The 15266-nt window shown below is 66.7% G+C and carries 15 protein-coding genes; 2 read left to right on the forward strand and 13 right to left on the reverse strand.

What is annotated here, in order from left to right; translation table 11 throughout:
* From narI to moaA, 12 genes are all read right to left on the reverse strand, one after another.
* Window positions 1–708, reverse strand: a complete 708-nt coding sequence (gene narI / locus ACZLHH_RS12975) for a respiratory nitrate reductase subunit gamma (RefSeq protein ID WP_010485313.1) — start codon at window positions 706–708, stop codon at window positions 1–3.
* Window positions 705–1385, reverse strand: a complete 681-nt coding sequence (gene narJ / locus ACZLHH_RS12980) for a nitrate reductase molybdenum cofactor assembly chaperone (protein WP_125426476.1) — start codon at window positions 1383–1385, stop codon at window positions 705–707. The genes narI and narJ overlap by 4 nt, the downstream gene beginning before the upstream one ends.
* Window positions 1385–2929, reverse strand: coding sequence for a nitrate reductase subunit beta (gene narH, locus ACZLHH_RS12985; RefSeq protein ID WP_012511273.1), 1545 nt, complete (start codon window positions 2927–2929; stop codon window positions 1385–1387). Before narH ends, narJ begins: the two co-directional genes overlap by 1 nt.
* Window positions 2929–6684, reverse strand: coding sequence for a nitrate reductase subunit alpha (locus ACZLHH_RS12990; protein ID WP_180844416.1), 3756 nt, complete (start codon window positions 6682–6684; stop codon window positions 2929–2931). The genes narH and ACZLHH_RS12990 overlap by 1 nt, the downstream gene beginning before the upstream one ends.
* Window positions 6685–6756: 72 nt before the next feature.
* Window positions 6757–8175: a NarK family nitrate/nitrite MFS transporter gene (locus ACZLHH_RS12995; RefSeq protein WP_180844415.1), complete on the reverse strand. Its 1419-nt coding sequence runs from the start codon at window positions 8173–8175 to the stop codon at window positions 6757–6759.
* A gap of 144 nt (window positions 8176–8319) precedes the next feature.
* The gene (locus ACZLHH_RS13000) at window positions 8320–8685 is read right to left on the reverse strand and encodes a DUF7009 family protein (protein ID WP_180844414.1); all 366 of its coding nucleotides are present in this window, start codon (window positions 8683–8685) and stop codon (window positions 8320–8322) included.
* Complete coding sequence (gene mobA / locus ACZLHH_RS13005; protein ID WP_180844413.1) at window positions 8682–9230, reverse strand: molybdenum cofactor guanylyltransferase; 549 nt, start codon at window positions 9228–9230, stop codon at window positions 8682–8684. The genes ACZLHH_RS13000 and mobA overlap by 4 nt, the downstream gene beginning before the upstream one ends.
* A gap of 72 nt (window positions 9231–9302) precedes the next feature.
* The gene (locus ACZLHH_RS13010) at window positions 9303–9869 is read right to left on the reverse strand and encodes a molybdenum cofactor biosynthesis protein MoaE (protein ID WP_478478674.1); all 567 of its coding nucleotides are present in this window, start codon (window positions 9867–9869) and stop codon (window positions 9303–9305) included.
* A gap of 3 nt (window positions 9870–9872) precedes the next feature.
* Window positions 9873–10133: a MoaD/ThiS family protein gene (locus ACZLHH_RS13015; protein ID WP_021204222.1), complete on the reverse strand. Its 261-nt coding sequence runs from the start codon at window positions 10131–10133 to the stop codon at window positions 9873–9875.
* Window positions 10133–11386 carry a molybdopterin molybdotransferase MoeA gene (locus ACZLHH_RS13020; RefSeq protein WP_180844412.1) on the reverse strand — a complete coding sequence of 418 codons (1254 nt, stop codon included), beginning with the start codon at window positions 11384–11386 and terminating at the stop codon, window positions 10133–10135. The genes ACZLHH_RS13015 and ACZLHH_RS13020 overlap by 1 nt, the downstream gene beginning before the upstream one ends.
* Window positions 11386–12381 (reverse strand): bifunctional molybdenum cofactor biosynthesis protein MoaC/MoaB, encoded by a 996-nt coding sequence (moaCB, locus tag ACZLHH_RS13025; RefSeq protein ID WP_180844411.1) that lies wholly within the window; start codon window positions 12379–12381, stop codon window positions 11386–11388. The genes ACZLHH_RS13020 and moaCB overlap by 1 nt, the downstream gene beginning before the upstream one ends.
* An 8-nt stretch (window positions 12382–12389) precedes the next feature.
* The gene (gene moaA / locus ACZLHH_RS13030) at window positions 12390–13370 is read right to left on the reverse strand and encodes a GTP 3',8-cyclase MoaA (protein ID WP_049462755.1); all 981 of its coding nucleotides are present in this window, start codon (window positions 13368–13370) and stop codon (window positions 12390–12392) included.
* A gap of 194 nt (window positions 13371–13564) precedes the next feature.
* On the opposite strand from moaA, the gene ACZLHH_RS13035 reads away from it, so the two are divergent.
* Window positions 13565–13969: a ribonucleotide reductase subunit alpha gene (locus tag ACZLHH_RS13035; protein WP_180844450.1), complete on the forward strand. Its 405-nt coding sequence runs from the start codon at window positions 13565–13567 to the stop codon at window positions 13967–13969.
* Here the strand turns inward: ACZLHH_RS13035 and ACZLHH_RS13040 are convergent.
* Window positions 13963–14292, reverse strand: coding sequence for a hypothetical protein (locus ACZLHH_RS13040; RefSeq protein WP_180844410.1), 330 nt, complete (start codon window positions 14290–14292; stop codon window positions 13963–13965). The two genes, ACZLHH_RS13035 and ACZLHH_RS13040, sit on opposite strands and share 7 nt — an antisense overlap.
* 573 nt (window positions 14293–14865) lie before the next feature.
* Between ACZLHH_RS13040 and ACZLHH_RS13045 the strand changes: the two genes are divergently transcribed.
* The gene (locus ACZLHH_RS13045; RefSeq protein WP_180844409.1) at window positions 14866–15240 is read left to right on the forward strand and encodes a hypothetical protein; all 375 of its coding nucleotides are present in this window, start codon (window positions 14866–14868) and stop codon (window positions 15238–15240) included.
* Window positions 15241–15266: the final 26 nt, after the last annotated feature.

A 15266-nucleotide genomic window follows, 5' to 3' on the forward strand; every position in this document is an offset into this window, starting at 1 on the left:
TTACTCCCGCGGACCGTAGCGCAGCGTGGCCTGGCGACGGCGCACCACCTGGTAGGGCCGCCACAGATAGCTGATCGGGATGCTCCACACGTGCACCAGACGGGTGAACGGCGCGATCAGGAACAGGGTCAGGCCCAGGAAGATGTGCATCTTGTAGACCCAGCTGACACCCTCGATGTAGTCGGCGGCACCGGCGCGGAAGGTCACGATGTGCTGCGCCCATTCGGCCAGCTGCACCATCACCCCACCATCCAGGTGGCCGGACGAGATGCGGATGCTGTACAGGCCCAGGCACAACTGTGCGAACAGCAGCACCAGCACCAGCGTGTCACCGAAGCTGCCGGTGGCCCGTACCCGCGCATTGAACAGCCGGCGCACCAGCAGGATGCTGATGCCGATGAAGCACAGCGCGCCGAACACACCGCCGACCACCATCGCCAGCATCTGCTTCTGCGACGAGGTGATGAAGTGCTCGTACACCGCATGCGGGGTCAGCAGGCCGACCAGGTGGCCACCGAGGATGGCCAGGATGCCGATGTGGAAGCAGTTGCTGCCGATCCGCATGCCCTTGTCCGACAGCATCTGGCTGGAGCCGGTGCGCCAGGTGTACATGGCCTTGTCGTAGCGGGCCCAGCTGCCGATCAGCAGCACCGCCACGGCGATGTACGGGTAGTACTGGAAGGCGAATTGATGCAGGGAGTAACTCATGGCTGGACCTCTCGATGCGAAGGACGGGCCGGTGAACGCACGGGCGGCTTGCAGTCTTCGGCAGGGGCTTCGGCGCCGAAGCGCACCGCCTCCTCCTCCCACAAGCGGTCCATGGCCTCGGCGGTATCGTCGCGGACTTCCTCGCTGGCACGCTGGCGCAGCGCCTGCAGATCGGCCTTGCCGTCGCCGGCTTCGACCAGGATCTCGAACAGCACCCGGTGCGGCAGCTCACGCTCGGCGGCACGCGCCGCCAGCATCCCGGCGATATGGCCGATGTGGTGCAGCCACTCGCGGGCCTCGCTGCCGGGGCGATGGGCCAGGAACTCCAGCAGCAGCGGCAGGTAGTCCGGCAACTCGCGCGCATCCAGTTCGAAGCCGTTGCGGCGGTAGGTCTCGACCAGATCGACCATGGCCTGGCCGCGGTCGCGCGATTCGCCATGGATGTGTTCGAACAGCAGCAGGCTCATCGAGCGGCCACGGTCGAAACTGGCCAGCCACGCCGCCTGCGCATCCAGCGCATCGGTGTCCAGCAGCTGCTGCACGAAGCTGCGCAACTGCTGGCGGCGGGCGGCATTCAGCGCCGGGTCGTCGCAGGCGGCGAGCAGTTCCTCGCCGTGCTCCCACAGTTCCTCGCGGGGGTAGTCCAGCAGCACCCCGACCAGCTTGAGCACGCTCATCACACCACCTCCTTGCGGCGGTGGTTCGGGCCCTTGTCCACCACGAAGGTGGTGCTCTTGCGCTGGCCGAACAGGTCGGCCGGGCTGTCACCATTGCAGCCGTTGCCGAAGGTGAAGCCGCAGCCGCCACGCTCGCCGAAGGCATCGTTGGCGTACTCGCGGTGGCCGGTCGGAATCACGAAACGGTCCTCGTAGTTGGCAATGGCCAGGTAGCGGTACATCTCTTCCACCTGGGCGATGCTCAGTCCGGTCTGTTCCAGCACGGCGGTGTCTTCCACGCCGTCCACGTTCTTGGCCCGGCGCCAGGCACGCATCGCCATCAGCCGCTCCAGCGCACGCACCACCGGCGCCTCGTCACCGGCCGTCAGCAGGTTGGCCAGGTAACGCATCGGAATACGCAGCGAAGCCACGTCCGGCAGCTCGCCGCTCATGCCCACGCGGCCACGTTCGGCGGCGGACTGGATCGGCGACAGCGGCGGCACGTACCAGACCATCGGCAACGTGCGGTATTCCGGGTGCAGCGGCAGCGCCAGCTTCCAGTCGATCGCCAGCTTGTACACCGGCGACTGCTTGGCCGCATCCAGCCAGCTGTCCGGGATGCCCTCCTTGCGCGCGGCGGCGATCACCGCCGGATCGTTCGGGTCCAGGAAGATATCCAGGTGGGCCTGGTAAAGGTCCTTTTCGGCGGCCACCGAAGCGGCCTCGGCGATGCGGTCGGCGTCGTACAGCATCACGCCCAGGTAGCGGATGCGGCCCACGCAGGTCTCCGAGCACACCGTCGGCTCACCCATCTCGATGCGCGGGTAGCAGAAGATGCACTTCTCGGACTTGCCGCTCTTCCAGTTGTAGTAGATCTTCTTGTACGGGCAGGCCGACACGCACATGCGCCAGCCGCGGCACTTGTCCTGATCGATCAGCACGATGCCATCTTCCTCGCGCTTGTAGATCGCACCCGAGGGGCACGCCGACACGCACGCCGGGTTCAGGCAGTGCTCGCACAGGCGCGGCAGGTACATCATGAAGGTCTTCTCGAAGGCGCCGTAGATCTCCTTCTGGACCTGGTCGAAGTTGTAGTCGCGCGAGCGCTTGCTGAACTCCGAGCCGAGGATCTCCTCCCAGTTCGGGCCCCACTCGATCTTCTGCATGCGCTCGCCACTGATCAGAGAGCGCGGCCGCGCGGTGGGCTGGTGCTGGCTGTCCTTGGCGGTGTGCAGGTTCTGGTAGTCGAAATCGAATGGCTCGTAGTAGTCGTCGATCTGCGGCAGGTCCGGATTGGCGAAGATCTTCGCCAGCATGCGCCAGCGGCCACCGGCGCGCGGCACCAGCTTGCCGGCGCGGGTGCGTACCCAGCCGCCGTTCCACTTGTCCTGGTTCTCCCATTCCTTCGGGTAGCCGATACCCGGCTTGGTTTCCACGTTGTTGAACCAGGCGTACTCGACACCCTCGCGCGAGGTCCAGACGTTCTTGCAGGTGATCGAGCAGGTATGGCAGCCGATGCACTTGTCCAGGTTCAGCACCATCGCGATCTGTGCACGGACCTTCATCACACCACCTCCTTGCTGGCCGATGCCGAAGCACCAGCGGGCTGTTCATCGTCCAGCCAATCGATCTTGTCCATCTTGCGCACGATCACGAACTCGTCGCGGTTGGTACCGCAGGTGCCGTAATAGTTGAAGCCGTACGCCAACTGCGCGTAGCCGCCGATCATGTGGGTGGGCTTGAGCACGATGCGGGTCACCGAGTTGTGGATGCCACCGCGGGTCCCGGAAATCTCCGAGCCCGGCACGTTGATGATGCGTTCCTGGGCGTGGTACATCATCGCCATGCCCGGCATCACGCGCTGGCTGACCACCGCACGCGCGGCAATCGCACCGTTGACGTTGAACAGCTCGATCCAGTCGTTGTCGACGATGCCGGCGCTGCGCGCGTCGTCCTCGCTGATCCACACGATCGGGCCACCGCGCGACAGCGTCTGCATGATCAGGTTGTCGCTGTAGGTGCTGTGGATGCCCCACTTCTGGTGTGGCGTGATCCAGTTCAGCACGATCTCCTTGTTGCCGTTCGGGCGCTGGTTCAGCAGCGGCTCCACCGTGCGCGTGTTGACCGGCGGCCGGTAGCCCATGAAGGCCTCGCCGAAGTCGATCATCCACTCGTGGTCCTGGTAGAACTGCTGCCGGCCGGTCACCGTGCGCCACGGAATCAGCTCGTGCACGTTGGTATAGCCGGCGTTGTAGCTGACGTTGTCGTCTTCCAGGCCCGACCAGATCGGCGAGGAAATGATCTTGCGCGGCTGTGCCTGGATGTCACGGAAGCGGATCGCCTCGTGCTCCTTGCCCACCGCCAGGTGGGTGTGCTCGCGGCCAGTGAAGGTGCCCAGCGATTCCCAGGCCTTCACTGCGACGTGGCCATTGGTTTCCGGTGCCAGGTGCAGGATCACTTCGGCCGCGTCGATCGCGGTCGAAATAGCCGGGCGGCCCTGGCTCACGCCCGCGTCGTGCACGGTGTGGTTGAGCTTGCCGAGGAATTCGACTTCGTGCTTCGTGTCCCAGCTCATGCCCTTGCCGCCGTTGCCCAGCTTGTCCAGCAGCGGGCCCAGCGAGGTGAACTTGCGGTACAGGTTCGGGTAGTCGCGTTCCACCACCGTCATCGACGGCATGGTCTGGCCCGGGATGGCCTCGCACTCGCCCTTCTTCCAGTCGGCCACGCCGAACGGCATGCCCAGCTCGTTGGGGGTGTCGTGCAGGGTCGGCACCAGCACCAGGTCCTTCTCCACGCCCAGCACGCCTGGCGCCATCTCGCTCACCGTGCGGGCGACCTCCTTGAAGATCTCCCAGTCGCTGCGCGATTCCCAGGCCGGGTCCACCGCCTTCGACAGCGGGTGGATGAACGGGTGCATGTCCGAGGTGTTGAGGTCGTCCTTCTCGTACCAGGTCGCGGTCGGCAGCACGATGTCCGAGTACAGCGCGGTGGTGCACATGCGGAAGTCGAGCGTGACCAGCAGGTCCAGCTTGCCTTCCGGTGCCTCGTCACGCCACGTCACTTCCTCCGGCTTGATCGCCCCCATCTCGCCCAGGTCCTTGCCCTGCAGGCCATGACGCGTGCCCAGCAGATGCCGCAGCATGTACTCGTGGCCCTTGCCCGACGACCCCAGCAGGTTCGAGCGCCAGATGAACATCATGCGCGGGTGGTTCTGCTGTGCATCTGGATCGGCAAACGCGAAGTCCAGCGAGCCGTCCTTGAACTTGCCCAGCGCGTAGTCGGCCGGGGCCACGCCGGCCGCTTCGGCCTCGCGCGCCAACTGCAGCGGGTTGCGGTCCAGCTGCGGGGCACACGGCAACCAGCCCATGCGCACCGCGCGCAGGTTCAGGTCGGCCAGGCTGCCGCTGTACTTGCTCGCATCCGCCAGCGGCGACAGCAGTTCGTCCACCTGCAGCTTCTCGTAGCGCCACTGCCCGGTGTTGAAGTAGAAGAACGAGGTGCCGTTCATGTGGCGCGGCGGGCGGCTCCAGTCCAGGCCGAACGCCAGTGGCTGCCAGCCGGTCTGCGGGCGCAGCTTCTCCTGTCCCACGTAGTGGGCCCAGCCGCCACCGGTCTGGCCCACGCAACCGCACATGATCAGCATGTTGATCAGGCCGCGGTAGTTCATGTCGTTGTGGAACCAATGGTTCATGCCCGCGCCGACGATGATCATCGAGCGGCCGTGGGTCTTGTCGGCGGTACGCGCGAACTCGCGGGCGATCTCGATCACCTCGGCGCGCGGCACGCCGGTGATGCGCTCCTGCCACGCCGGGGTGCCCGGCACCATGTCGTCGAAGCTCGATGCCACGTTACCGCCACCAAAGCCACGGTCCACGCCGTACTGGGCCAGCAGCAGGTCGTAGACCGTGGCCACCAGGGTCTCGCCACCGTCGGCCAGCGCCAGGCGACGCACCGGGATGTTGCGCTCAAGCACGTCGTCGGCCGGCGCCGCGGTCCAGCCATCGGTCTCGATGCCACCGAAGTACGGGAAGCTCACCGCTTCGATGCCCTCATGGCCATCGGCCAGGCTCAGGCGCAGGCGTGTATCGGCGCCCTTGCTTTCCTTCTCCTCGATGTTCCACTTGCCCTTCTCGCCCCAGCGGAAGCCGATCGAGCCGTTGGGCACCACGATCTGGCCGCTGGTCTCGTCATAGGCCAGCGTCTTCCAGTCCGGGTTGTTGGCTTCGCCCAGCCCTCCCAGTTCACTGGCGCGCAGGAAACGGCCCGGCACCAGGCGGCCGTCGTCGCGGCGTTCCAGGCGCACCAGCATCGGCATGTCCGAGTACTGGCGGCAGTAGTCCTGGAAGTACTGCGAGGGCGAATCGACGTGGAACTCGCGCAGGATCACATGGCCGAAGGCGAAGGCCAGTGCCGCATCGGTGCCCTGCTTGGGGTGCAGCCAGTGGTCGGTCAGCTTGGCCAGCTCGGAATAGTCCGGGCAGATCGCCACCGTCTTGGTGCCGTTGTAGCGCGCCTCGGTGAAGAAGTGCGCATCGGGCGTGCGCGTCTGCGGCACGTTCGAGCCCCAGGCGATGATGTAGCGGCTGTTGTACCAGTCGGCCGACTCGGGCACATCGGTCTGCTCGCCCCAGATCTGTGGCGAGGCCGGCGGCAGATCGCAGTACCAGTCGTAGAAGGACAGGCAGGCGCCGCCCAGCAGCGACAGGTAACGCGCGCCGGCGGCGTAGGACACCATCGACATCGCCGGAATCGGCGAGAAGCCGACCACGCGGTCCGGGCCATACTGCTTCACCGTGTACAGGTTGGAGGCGGCGATGATCTCGTTGGCCTCTTCCCACTGCAGGCGCACGAAGCCGCCCATGCCGCGGCGGGTCTTGTACGAGCGCGCCTTCTCCTTGTCCTCCACGATGCCGGCCCAGGCATCGACCGGCGCCTTGCTCTTGCGCGCTTCGCGCCACAGGCGCAACAGCGTGCCGCGGATCAGCGGGTACTTCAGCCGGTTGGCGCTGTACAGGTACCAGGAATAGCTGGCGCCACGCGGGCAGCCACGCGGTTCGTGGTTGGGCAGGTCCGGGCGCGTGCGCGGGTAGTCGGTCTGCTGGGTTTCCCAGGTGACCAGGCCGTTCTTGACGTAGATCTTCCAGCTGCACGAACCCGTGCAGTTCACGCCGTGGGTGGAACGCACGATCTTGTCGTACTGCCAGCGGGCGCGGTAACTGTTTTCCCAGTCACGGCCTTCGCTCTTGGCGAATCCGTGGCCATCGGCAAAGGTCTGGGGGTCACGCTTGAAGAACTGCAAGCGATCGAGGAAATAACTCATCGGGGGTCTCCCTTTGCGGACATCGGCATCGTGGCTGTGTGTGTCATCTGGCTGCGGTGCGTTTTCATGTCGTCAGCAGGGTGTCTCGGCACCGCGCCGGTAGTACCACCACCAGGTCACGGCCAGGCAGGTGACGTAGAAAACAACGAATCCGTACAGCGCCATGTCGGGGCTGCCGGTCAAGGTGATGGACGAGCCGTAGCTCTTGGGAATGAAGAAGCCGCCGTAGGCACCGATCGCACCGGAGAAGCCGACCACCGCGGCCGACTCGATGCTGGCCTGGTGGGCAGCAGCAGCCTTGCCCTCGGCGTTGTCGTTGGCCGACCAGCGCTCATGCAGGGTGCGGAAGATCACCGGGATCATGCGGAAGGTGGTGCCGTTGCCGATGCCACTGAGCACGAACAGCGCCATGAAGCTGAGCAGGAAGCCATGGAAGTTGCCGCCCTGGCCGTGGCTGGGCAGGAAGTGCAGTACGCCGAACACGGCCGCGATCATCAGCGCGAACACCCAGAAGGTCAGGCGTGCGCCGCCCCAGCGGTCGGCCATGCTGCCACCCACCGAGCGCATCAATGCGCCCAGCAGCGGGCCGATGAAGGCGTAGGCCAGCGGGTTCACCTCCGGGAACTGGCTCTTCACCAGCATCGGGAAGCCGGCCGAGAAACCGATGTAGGAACCGAAGGTGCCGATGTACAACCAGCACATCAGCCAGTTGTGCTTGCGGCGGAAGATCACCGCCTGCTCGGAGAACGACGAGCGGGCGCTGGTCAGGTCGTTCATGCCGAACCAGGCCGCGATGGCACACAGCGCAATCGCCGGCACCCAGATGAAGCCGGCGTTCTGCAGGAACAACGGCGCCCCACCCTCCACCGTGGGCAACGGTGCACCACCCAGCGCACCGAACACACCCACGGTGATGACCAGCGGGATCACCGCCTGCGCCACCGACACGCCCACGTTGCCCAGGCCGGCGTTCAGGCCCAGCGCCAGGCCCTGCTTCTGCTTGGGGTAGAAGAAGGAGATGTTGGACATCGACGACGAGAAATTCGCGCCACCGAACCCGCACAGGATCGCGATGGCCACGAACACCCCGTACGGCGTGGCCGGGTTCTGTACCGCAAAGCCGAGCCAGAGCGTCGGCGCCAGCAGCGAGGCCGTGGACAGCGCGGTCCAGCGGCGGCCACCGAAGATCGGAATCACGAACGAATAGAAGATGCGCAGCGTGGCGCCGGACAGGCTGGGCAGCGCCACCAGCCAGAACAACTGGTCGGTGCTGAATTTGAAGCCGATCTTCGGCAGGCTGATCGACACCGCCGAGAACAGCACCCAGACCGAGAAGGCCAGCAGCAGCGAGGGGATCGAGATGACCAGGTTGCGGGTGGCGACCCGCTTGCCGGTGCGCGCCCAGTAGCCGGGGTCCTCCGGCGTCCAGTCGCTGATGACGCGACCCGGACGGGCAGTGCTGCGGACAACAGGATCGCTACCGACGGTCATACATGGCTCCAAGGCTGTGGAATGACGTGGGTATTGCTTTCAAGTTGTGACCCGTCGTCATGCAGCCATTAGGCCGCGCAGCAACTACGACGGGGTTGATCTGGATCAATCAGAGGCCGGTTTCCGCCGTGCCCCTGACAAATGTCAAACCGGTGAAGTGGTGTTGCGGCGGGTCACCCCGCGCTGGCGCACGCTGTCGCGCACGTCCACATCGAACTGCAGCTGAAGCTGGCTGCCATCTTCCAGGGCAATGTCGAAGGGCAGGCCCTCCCGGCACGGCAACCGCGCCGCCAAGGCCTCGACGGCCGGGCGCGGCAGTACCAGGCGGCAGAAGGTGCCCCCGTCCAGCAGCACGGGCTGCTCGCCGCCATGCAGCGACACCGCCATGCCCCAGCCCTCGATACCGCCGAAGCGGGTCATGTTCTCGACCGATTCACCGGCCAGCAGGCGCGCCAGTTCGGCCTCATCCAGGCGAAGCCGTACTGATTGGTCCTGCAACTGCACTTTCATGACGCAACATCCTCCCATTGTTCGGGGGTATTGCAGTTGACCAGGCAGGCTTCGTCAACGCTTTCCAGCAGCAGCGCGTGCATCTGCAGGCGGCGCTGGAAGACCTGTACCGAGCGCGGCCCGTCCGCATCATCCAACATCGTGGCCAGCACGCTACGAGTGGCATTGTCCACATTCAACCGCATGGGAAAGGGATGCCCGTCAAAGATCGTGCATGCGCCCTGCCCCTCGGCAGCCAGCCGTTGCAGCAGCCGTGGCGTCAGCAACGGCGTATCCACCGCTACCACCCAGGCCGGGCTGTCGGGCACCTGCTGCATCACGCTGTGCAGTCCACCCAGGGGACCGCAGCGCGCCACCTGATCGGGGATGCCACCGAAGGCCGGATAGTCACCGCTCACCCAGACCCGACCGGCGCCAGCCTGCAGCAGCAGGCCACGCATGTGTTCCAGCAGCGTGCGCCCCTGCCACGGCAGCAGCGCCTTGTCGCGCCCCATCCGGCTGGACAGGCCGCCGGCCAGCACGATGCCGTTGATGGTTCCATTCATGGTAGAGCCACACCATGCGTGGCTGCGCCGGTTGGATACGCGGGAACGGCCCCATCCACGCATGGCGTGGATCTACTGAACCCCACGGCCATCCAGACATTCGGTGGTAGAGCCACGCCATGCGTGGCTGCAGCGGACTCCATGGTGGTGGTCGTGCGCATGGTCATGGGCATGTGCGGACTCGCTGTCCGCGTGGCACAGGCTGCAGCCCTCGCTCCACTCGCTGTCGCCGTCCTCGTAATGCTCCTGCTTCCAGATCGGGCACTGGTGCTTCACCACCTCGATCAACTGCCGGCAGGCCCGGAACGCCTCGTCACGGTGCGGGCTGCCCGCCGCCACCACCACCGCCACATCGCCAATGCCGAGCCGGCCCTTGGCATGGGCCACATACAGCTTCAGCTTCGGACCAAACGTGGCCTCGACCTCGGCGGCCAACCGCTTGAACTCGTTCAACACCAACGGTTCGAACAGGTCGTAGGTGATCCCGGTCACCGGCCGGCCGATGTTGACGTCGCGCACCTTGCCGATGAACACATCGATGCCACCGAAACCCGGATCGGACACCGCAGCGATGCCCTCGGCCGGATCGATCGCCGCCTGCGCGCGGTCCACCACCTTGGCGATGATCTTCTCGCTCATCGCTCAGCCCCCGCTCACCGGCGGCAGGATCGCCACCCGGCCATCGTCTGGCAGCGCGTCATGGTCGCGCAGCACACGTTGCTGGTCGGCGAATGCCGAATAGTCCAGCAGGCCCGCGCGGAAACCGGGCCAACGCAGCGGCAGCAGCTCGCGCAACGCCTGGCGCAGGTCGGCCACGGTGCCACCGGCCACCTCCACGGCAATCTCGCGGCTGGCATCCAGATCGGAGAACGCACCGAACAACTGCAGATTGACCTGTCTCATCATGACTCCTGGCTCGCCAGCTGCACCGGGTCCTGATGACCCCAGCCCTGCACGCGCACGTAGGTGCCAGCACTGGCCAGACCTCCCTCGCCTTCCAGCACCACCCAGGCGTTGGCCTGCAGCATGGACATCAAACGGAACGACTCCTGCCCGGCCAGCACGCGCGCACTCAGGCGCCCCTGTGCGTCCACCTCCACCCGCGCCCGCGCGTGGAAGCGCAGGCCGGGCGGCGTGCGCACGTCGGCCTGCAGGGGCAATGTCAACACCGGCTCCGGTGCCAGCCCCAGCAGGCGGCGCAGTACCGGCTCAACGAAGAAGCGCTGGCCCACCGCAGCCGACACCGGGTTGCCGGGCAGGCCGAAATACAGCGCGCCATTGGGCAGCACCGCAAACAGCAGCGGCTTGCCCGGGCGGATCGCCACCTTGTGGAACACGATGCGCGCACCACGGCCGCGCAGCGCATCGGGAACGAAATCGTAGCGGCCGGCCGACACCGCGCCGGTGCTGATCAGCAGCTGCGCGCCGGCAGCCAGCGCGTCATCCAGCACCGCATTGAACGCCGCCACGTCATCACCCACCGTGCCCTGCCAGACAACTTCGGCACCGGCGGCCTGCAGGCGGCCAACCAGATACGGCCGGTTGCTGTCACGGATCTGGCCGGATTCCAGCGTCTGCGCCGCCTCGGTCACCAACTCCTTGCCGGTAGCGATCACTGCCGCCTTCGGCCGCGCCACCACCGCCACCTGGCCCACGCCGATGGCATGCAGCAGGGTGCGCGCATTGATGTCCAGCACCTGCCCGGCCTGCAGTACACGCTCGCCTTCGCGTACATCCTGGCCGCGCAGGCGCACGTTCTGGCCCGGCTTCACCGTGCCCTTCAGGGCGATGCGGGTCGGGCGGCCCTCCTCGCTGGCGAGGATCTCCACGTTCTCGACCGGCACCACCGTATCCAGCCCAACCGGCATGCGCGCACCGGTCATGATTTCCCAGGCACCCTCGCCACCTTCGGCGCCGGCATCGCCGGCCGCCTGCCAACCCTGCACCGCGAATTCGGTACCGGCTTCGAACGTCGTGCCGTTGGCGCGCAGCGCGAAACCGTCCATCGCAGAATTGTCGAACGGCGGCAGCGACTGCCCACTGATGATGTCACTGGCCAGAGTGCGGCCGCCGGCCTCATGCAACGGCAGGCGCTCGGCCGGCAGCGGCGTGGCCGCATCCAGCAGGTGCTGCAGGGCTTCGCTATAGGCAATCATCAGTGGCCACCCCCCTCGACCATCGCCAGGGCGTGGCCCAGTACCGGCGCCAGGATGTCCAGGCACTGCGCCGCCGCCTTCGGGCTGCCTGGCAATGCGAACACCAGCATGTTGCCCAGTTGCACCACCTCGGCGCGGCTCAGCCAGGCCATCGGCGTGTGCTGTGCGCTCAGTGCCCGCACCATCTGCGCCAGGCCATGCACCGGCCGTGCGTTCAAGGAACGCAGCGCCTCCGGGGTCAGGTCACGCGGGCCCAGCCCGGTACCGCCGGTACACAGGCACAGGCGCACGCCCTTGGCAGCCAACGCCTGCAGGTGGCCCGCCAACGGCTCGATGCCATCCGGCAATACCTCGGCCGCCACCACCTCGCCGCCCAGCTTTTTCAGGCCGCTCACCAGGGTCGGGCCAGACACATCTTCATAGGTGCCCTCGCTGGCGCGATCGCTCAGCGTGATCACCGCGCAGGCCGCGCCCTCCAGGCCCTTCGGCGCACGCGGCTTGAAGCGCGCGCGCTCGGCATCGTCCATGCCGTCGGGGTGCAGCCACACGCCGCGCTTGCCGCCTTCCTTGAACAGCAGGCGGATGCCTTCGATGCGCAGGGCCGGTTCCACCGGCTTGCTCAGGTCGTACAGGGTCAGCAGCGCCGCGTTGACGCCGGCCAGTGCCTCCATCTCCACGCCGGTGCGCGCCTCGCTGGCGCACTCGCACCACACGCGGATCGCCTGCCGTTCCGGCACCGCCGCGCAGAACACCTGCACCAGCTCCAGCGGCAGCGGGTGGCACAGCGGCATCAGCATCGAGGCCATCTTGGCGCCCTGCAGGCCGGCAATCTCGGCCATTACCAGCGCATCGCCCTTGGGCAGGCGGCGCTCGACGATCAGCGGATAGGCCACCGGACCGGCATGCAGCTCGCCCACCGCCACCGCGCGGCGGCGGGTGATGCGCTTGTCGCGGACATCGGCCATATGGAAGGCCGCATTCAATTCCCCACTCATCGTGTTGCTCATCCTCCGATGGAGGCCAGGTGCGGGGTCAGCCCGGTCTGGCCCTGGTGCAGTCCATGCCCGGCCGCTTTCAGGCCAAGCTGTGTGGTGATGCGTGCCAGCAGCGCGTCGTGGTCATCGTCGCTCTGCAGCAGCGGGCGCAGCGGCACGCCGAACTCGCCGAACAGGCACAGCCGAAGATCACCCTTGGCGGTCACCCGCAGGCGGTTGCAGCCCTTGCAGAAGTCACGCGAATACGGGGCGATGATGCCGATGCTGCCGCGATGGTCGGGATGGCCGAACTCGCGCGCCGGGCCGGCATCGGCGGCGCGCGGCCGTTCGTGCCAGCCGGCCGCCAGCAGCTGCTCGATCACCACGTCGGCGCGCAGGTGGTGGCGCTGGAAATAGGCTTCGTTGTCGCCGGTGCGCATCAGCTCGATGAAGCGCACGCTGAAGGGGCGGTCGCGCAGGTAGTCCATCCACTGCGGCAGCTCGTCGTCGTTCAGGCCACGCAGCAGTACCGCGTTGAGCTTGATCGCCGGCAGGCCCAGCGCCTGCGCCAGCGCCAGGCCCTGTTCGATCTCCGGCAGGCGGTCATGCCCGGTGATGGTCCTGAAGCGTTCGCGCTGCAGGCTGTCCATGCTCACGTTCAGCGCGGTCAGGCCGGCGCGGTGCCAGCCCGGCAGGCGACGCGGCAGCAACGTGCCATTGGTGGTGATGGCCACCTTGCGGATGCCCGGCGCCGCCGCCACGGTGGCGATGATCTCGTCCAGATCCTTGCGCAGGCTGGGCTCCCCACCGGTCAGGCGGATCTTGCTCATGCCCAGCGCGGCAAACGCACGCACCAGGCGCGCGATTTCATCCACCTGCAGGAAGCGCGGGCGGCCATCGGCCTGGTAACCGTCGGGCAGGCAGTAGCTGCAACGGAAGTTGCAGGCTTCGGTCAACGACAGGCGCAGGTACGGAAAGCTGCGTCCAAAACCGTCGGTGAGTTGGCTCATGGCTGGTCCACCTTGTTGCTCCACCGTCTTGCCGGCGCCCGGAACGGCCCGGAAACCCTCGTCTGCTGGAACGATTGCCAGAGTACGCGGCAGTCAGTTCCATGGGCATGACTTAAATCAATCGTCTTCGGCCCTGCACGGCAGGCGTTGTGGCAGCATGCGGCTTTCCGTGCAGCGGGCGTGTGACAACCCTCATGATGATGAACGATTTCCAGCAGCTGCTGCACGCCGCAGGCCAGCAGGCTGAACCGCAACGTTTGCTGTTCGTATTCGTGCGCGCCGAGCTGCCCGAATCGCCCACCGACGACCAGCGCGACCGGCATGACCGCCGCGAGGGCGGCACCCTGTCGCCGGTGCTGTGCGTGGACAAGCTGCCGGCCGAGGTGCCCAGCTTCCAGGCGCTGGCTACGGAATCGACTACCACCGGCATCGACTGGGACCTGGTGTTCGTGGCGGCGCTGGCCGGCCGCGCCGGTTTCGCGCCCAACAGCGACGAAGCCGCGCGCCCGCTGCAGCTGATGGTCAACGCCATCCATGACGGTCAGATCGGCCGCTTCGCCGCCTTCGACCGGGGCGGCGAGCCTGTTCAGTTCTATTGAGCCACCAGCTGCAGGGTCAAGAAGAAGATCACCAGGACGGTGTTCAGCCCCCAGGCGACGGTCAGCCCACGCGCCGCTACGCCCAGGTTGGGGGTGCGCGCGGTCGGCGCCGCCCGCCAGACCGCCGGGATGATCCAGCCGGTATAGAGCAGCAGCACGGCAAATACCCCCAGCAGCAGCGTGGTGCGCTGGTTGACCAGCGCCCAGAGGGCGACCGCCCACAGAATGTTGCTGGGAATCACGCCCTGCAGCCAGAACACACTCCAGAGGCGCGAACGGCCTTGGGTGTCGGGGGTTGGGTGCAGCGAAGCGGTCGCGGTCATAAGTCTCCTTCTGGTTAGGAAACGTGCTGAACAAGCCTGCGCTTGGTGGCTGGGAACGTCAACCCGAGTCGCACGTCACGCTTTGGCGCCGGTGGGGCCCCGCCAGGCTCGACTCAGGCTCCCTCCCGCAGAGCCTGTCGCCATCGCCCCTCCCCACCCGCTTCCTTTCCTCGCCCAACCTCGACACCTGTCGCAGATTGCACGGTGCGGGCGGATCACCGCGCCAGCCCGCGCTGGCAGTGCTTAACAGCGTGGGAGAATGCCGAAAGCGTCTCCAATCGAGCGATGTTTGCAACTCTTCTGATTGGCATTGCACAGCGCCAGGGGCTCAGATGGCGTGCCACCGGAAAAGGGTGGCCGGGCTTCGAACACCCGAGTTGATGTTGATGTATGCGCTTGCCAGCCGGCGTCACCTCAGCGTGGCGCCGGCTGGCAATCCGTCTGCCGGCTATGGCGGGCGGTGCGTGGGGGCCTTCGGGCCCGCCGGACTGACATCAACCCGGTGTTCGAACCACGTACCGTCCGCCACTTTTATGAGTGGCGGCTACCGATTGCCCTGCACGGAGCCTTGCCATGAACGAATCGGACTTCCCGCATCTGCACGCCTACCGCAGCGCCGCCCACGACGACGGTTCGCCACAGGCTGTGCCCGCAGTGGACAGGAACACCTTCATTGCCAACCTCCATCGCATCGGCGTCGGTGCGGCGGCCGATGGCCAACCCTGGCCGGAGCGGCATCAGCTGCCCGGGCGCTGCCTGGCCCTGGCCGATGCCGATTGCGCGTTGAGTGGATTGCGGGTGGTGCTGGAAATGCTGTTGGCGGCGGAGCGCACCCGCCAGAACGGCGAACCCGGGCAATACGTGGGCGACCGGGTGATGGAGGGGTTGGTCATGGCCTGCCAGTCGTTGTGCGCGCAGGCGGTGGGGCGGTTGCAGCCCGAAGGGTGAATGCCATGCGCCACGGCCTTCAGCGA

The sequence above is a fragment of the Stenotrophomonas sp. 28608_Sma genome (assembly GCF_056486185.1).

Coding starts and splice junctions, on each gene's coding strand:
- ACZLHH_RS13010 (WP_478478674.1), bottom strand. CDS start 9,869: ATGAGCGAGAAGATCATCGCCAAGGTGGTGGACCGCGCGCAGGCGGCG.
- ACZLHH_RS13040 (WP_180844410.1), bottom strand. CDS start 14,292: ATGACCGCGACCGCTTCGCTGCACCCAACCCCCGACACCCAAGGCCGT.
- narJ (WP_125426476.1), bottom strand. CDS start 1,385: ATGAGCGTGCTCAAGCTGGTCGGGGTGCTGCTGGACTACCCCCGCGAG.
- ACZLHH_RS12995 (WP_180844415.1), bottom strand. CDS start 8,175: ATGACCGTCGGTAGCGATCCTGTTGTCCGCAGCACTGCCCGTCCGGGT.
- moaCB (WP_180844411.1), bottom strand. CDS start 12,381: ATGAGTGGGGAATTGAATGCGGCCTTCCATATGGCCGATGTCCGCGAC.
- moaA (WP_049462755.1), bottom strand. CDS start 13,370: ATGAGCCAACTCACCGACGGTTTTGGACGCAGCTTTCCGTACCTGCGC.
- narH (WP_012511273.1), bottom strand. CDS start 2,929: ATGAAGGTCCGTGCACAGATCGCGATGGTGCTGAACCTGGACAAGTGC.
- mobA (WP_180844413.1), bottom strand. CDS start 9,230: ATGAATGGAACCATCAACGGCATCGTGCTGGCCGGCGGCCTGTCCAGC.
- ACZLHH_RS12990 (WP_180844416.1), bottom strand. CDS start 6,684: ATGAGTTATTTCCTCGATCGCTTGCAGTTCTTCAAGCGTGACCCCCAG.
- ACZLHH_RS13020 (WP_180844412.1), bottom strand. CDS start 11,386: ATGATTGCCTATAGCGAAGCCCTGCAGCACCTGCTGGATGCGGCCACG.
- ACZLHH_RS13035 (WP_180844450.1), top strand. CDS start 13,565: ATGATGATGAACGATTTCCAGCAGCTGCTGCACGCCGCAGGCCAGCAG.
- ACZLHH_RS13045 (WP_180844409.1), top strand. CDS start 14,866: ATGAACGAATCGGACTTCCCGCATCTGCACGCCTACCGCAGCGCCGCC.
- ACZLHH_RS13015 (WP_021204222.1), bottom strand. CDS start 10,133: ATGAGACAGGTCAATCTGCAGTTGTTCGGTGCGTTCTCCGATCTGGAT.
- narI (WP_010485313.1), bottom strand. CDS start 708: ATGAGTTACTCCCTGCATCAATTCGCCTTCCAGTACTACCCGTACATC.
- ACZLHH_RS13000 (WP_180844414.1), bottom strand. CDS start 8,685: ATGAAAGTGCAGTTGCAGGACCAATCAGTACGGCTTCGCCTGGATGAG.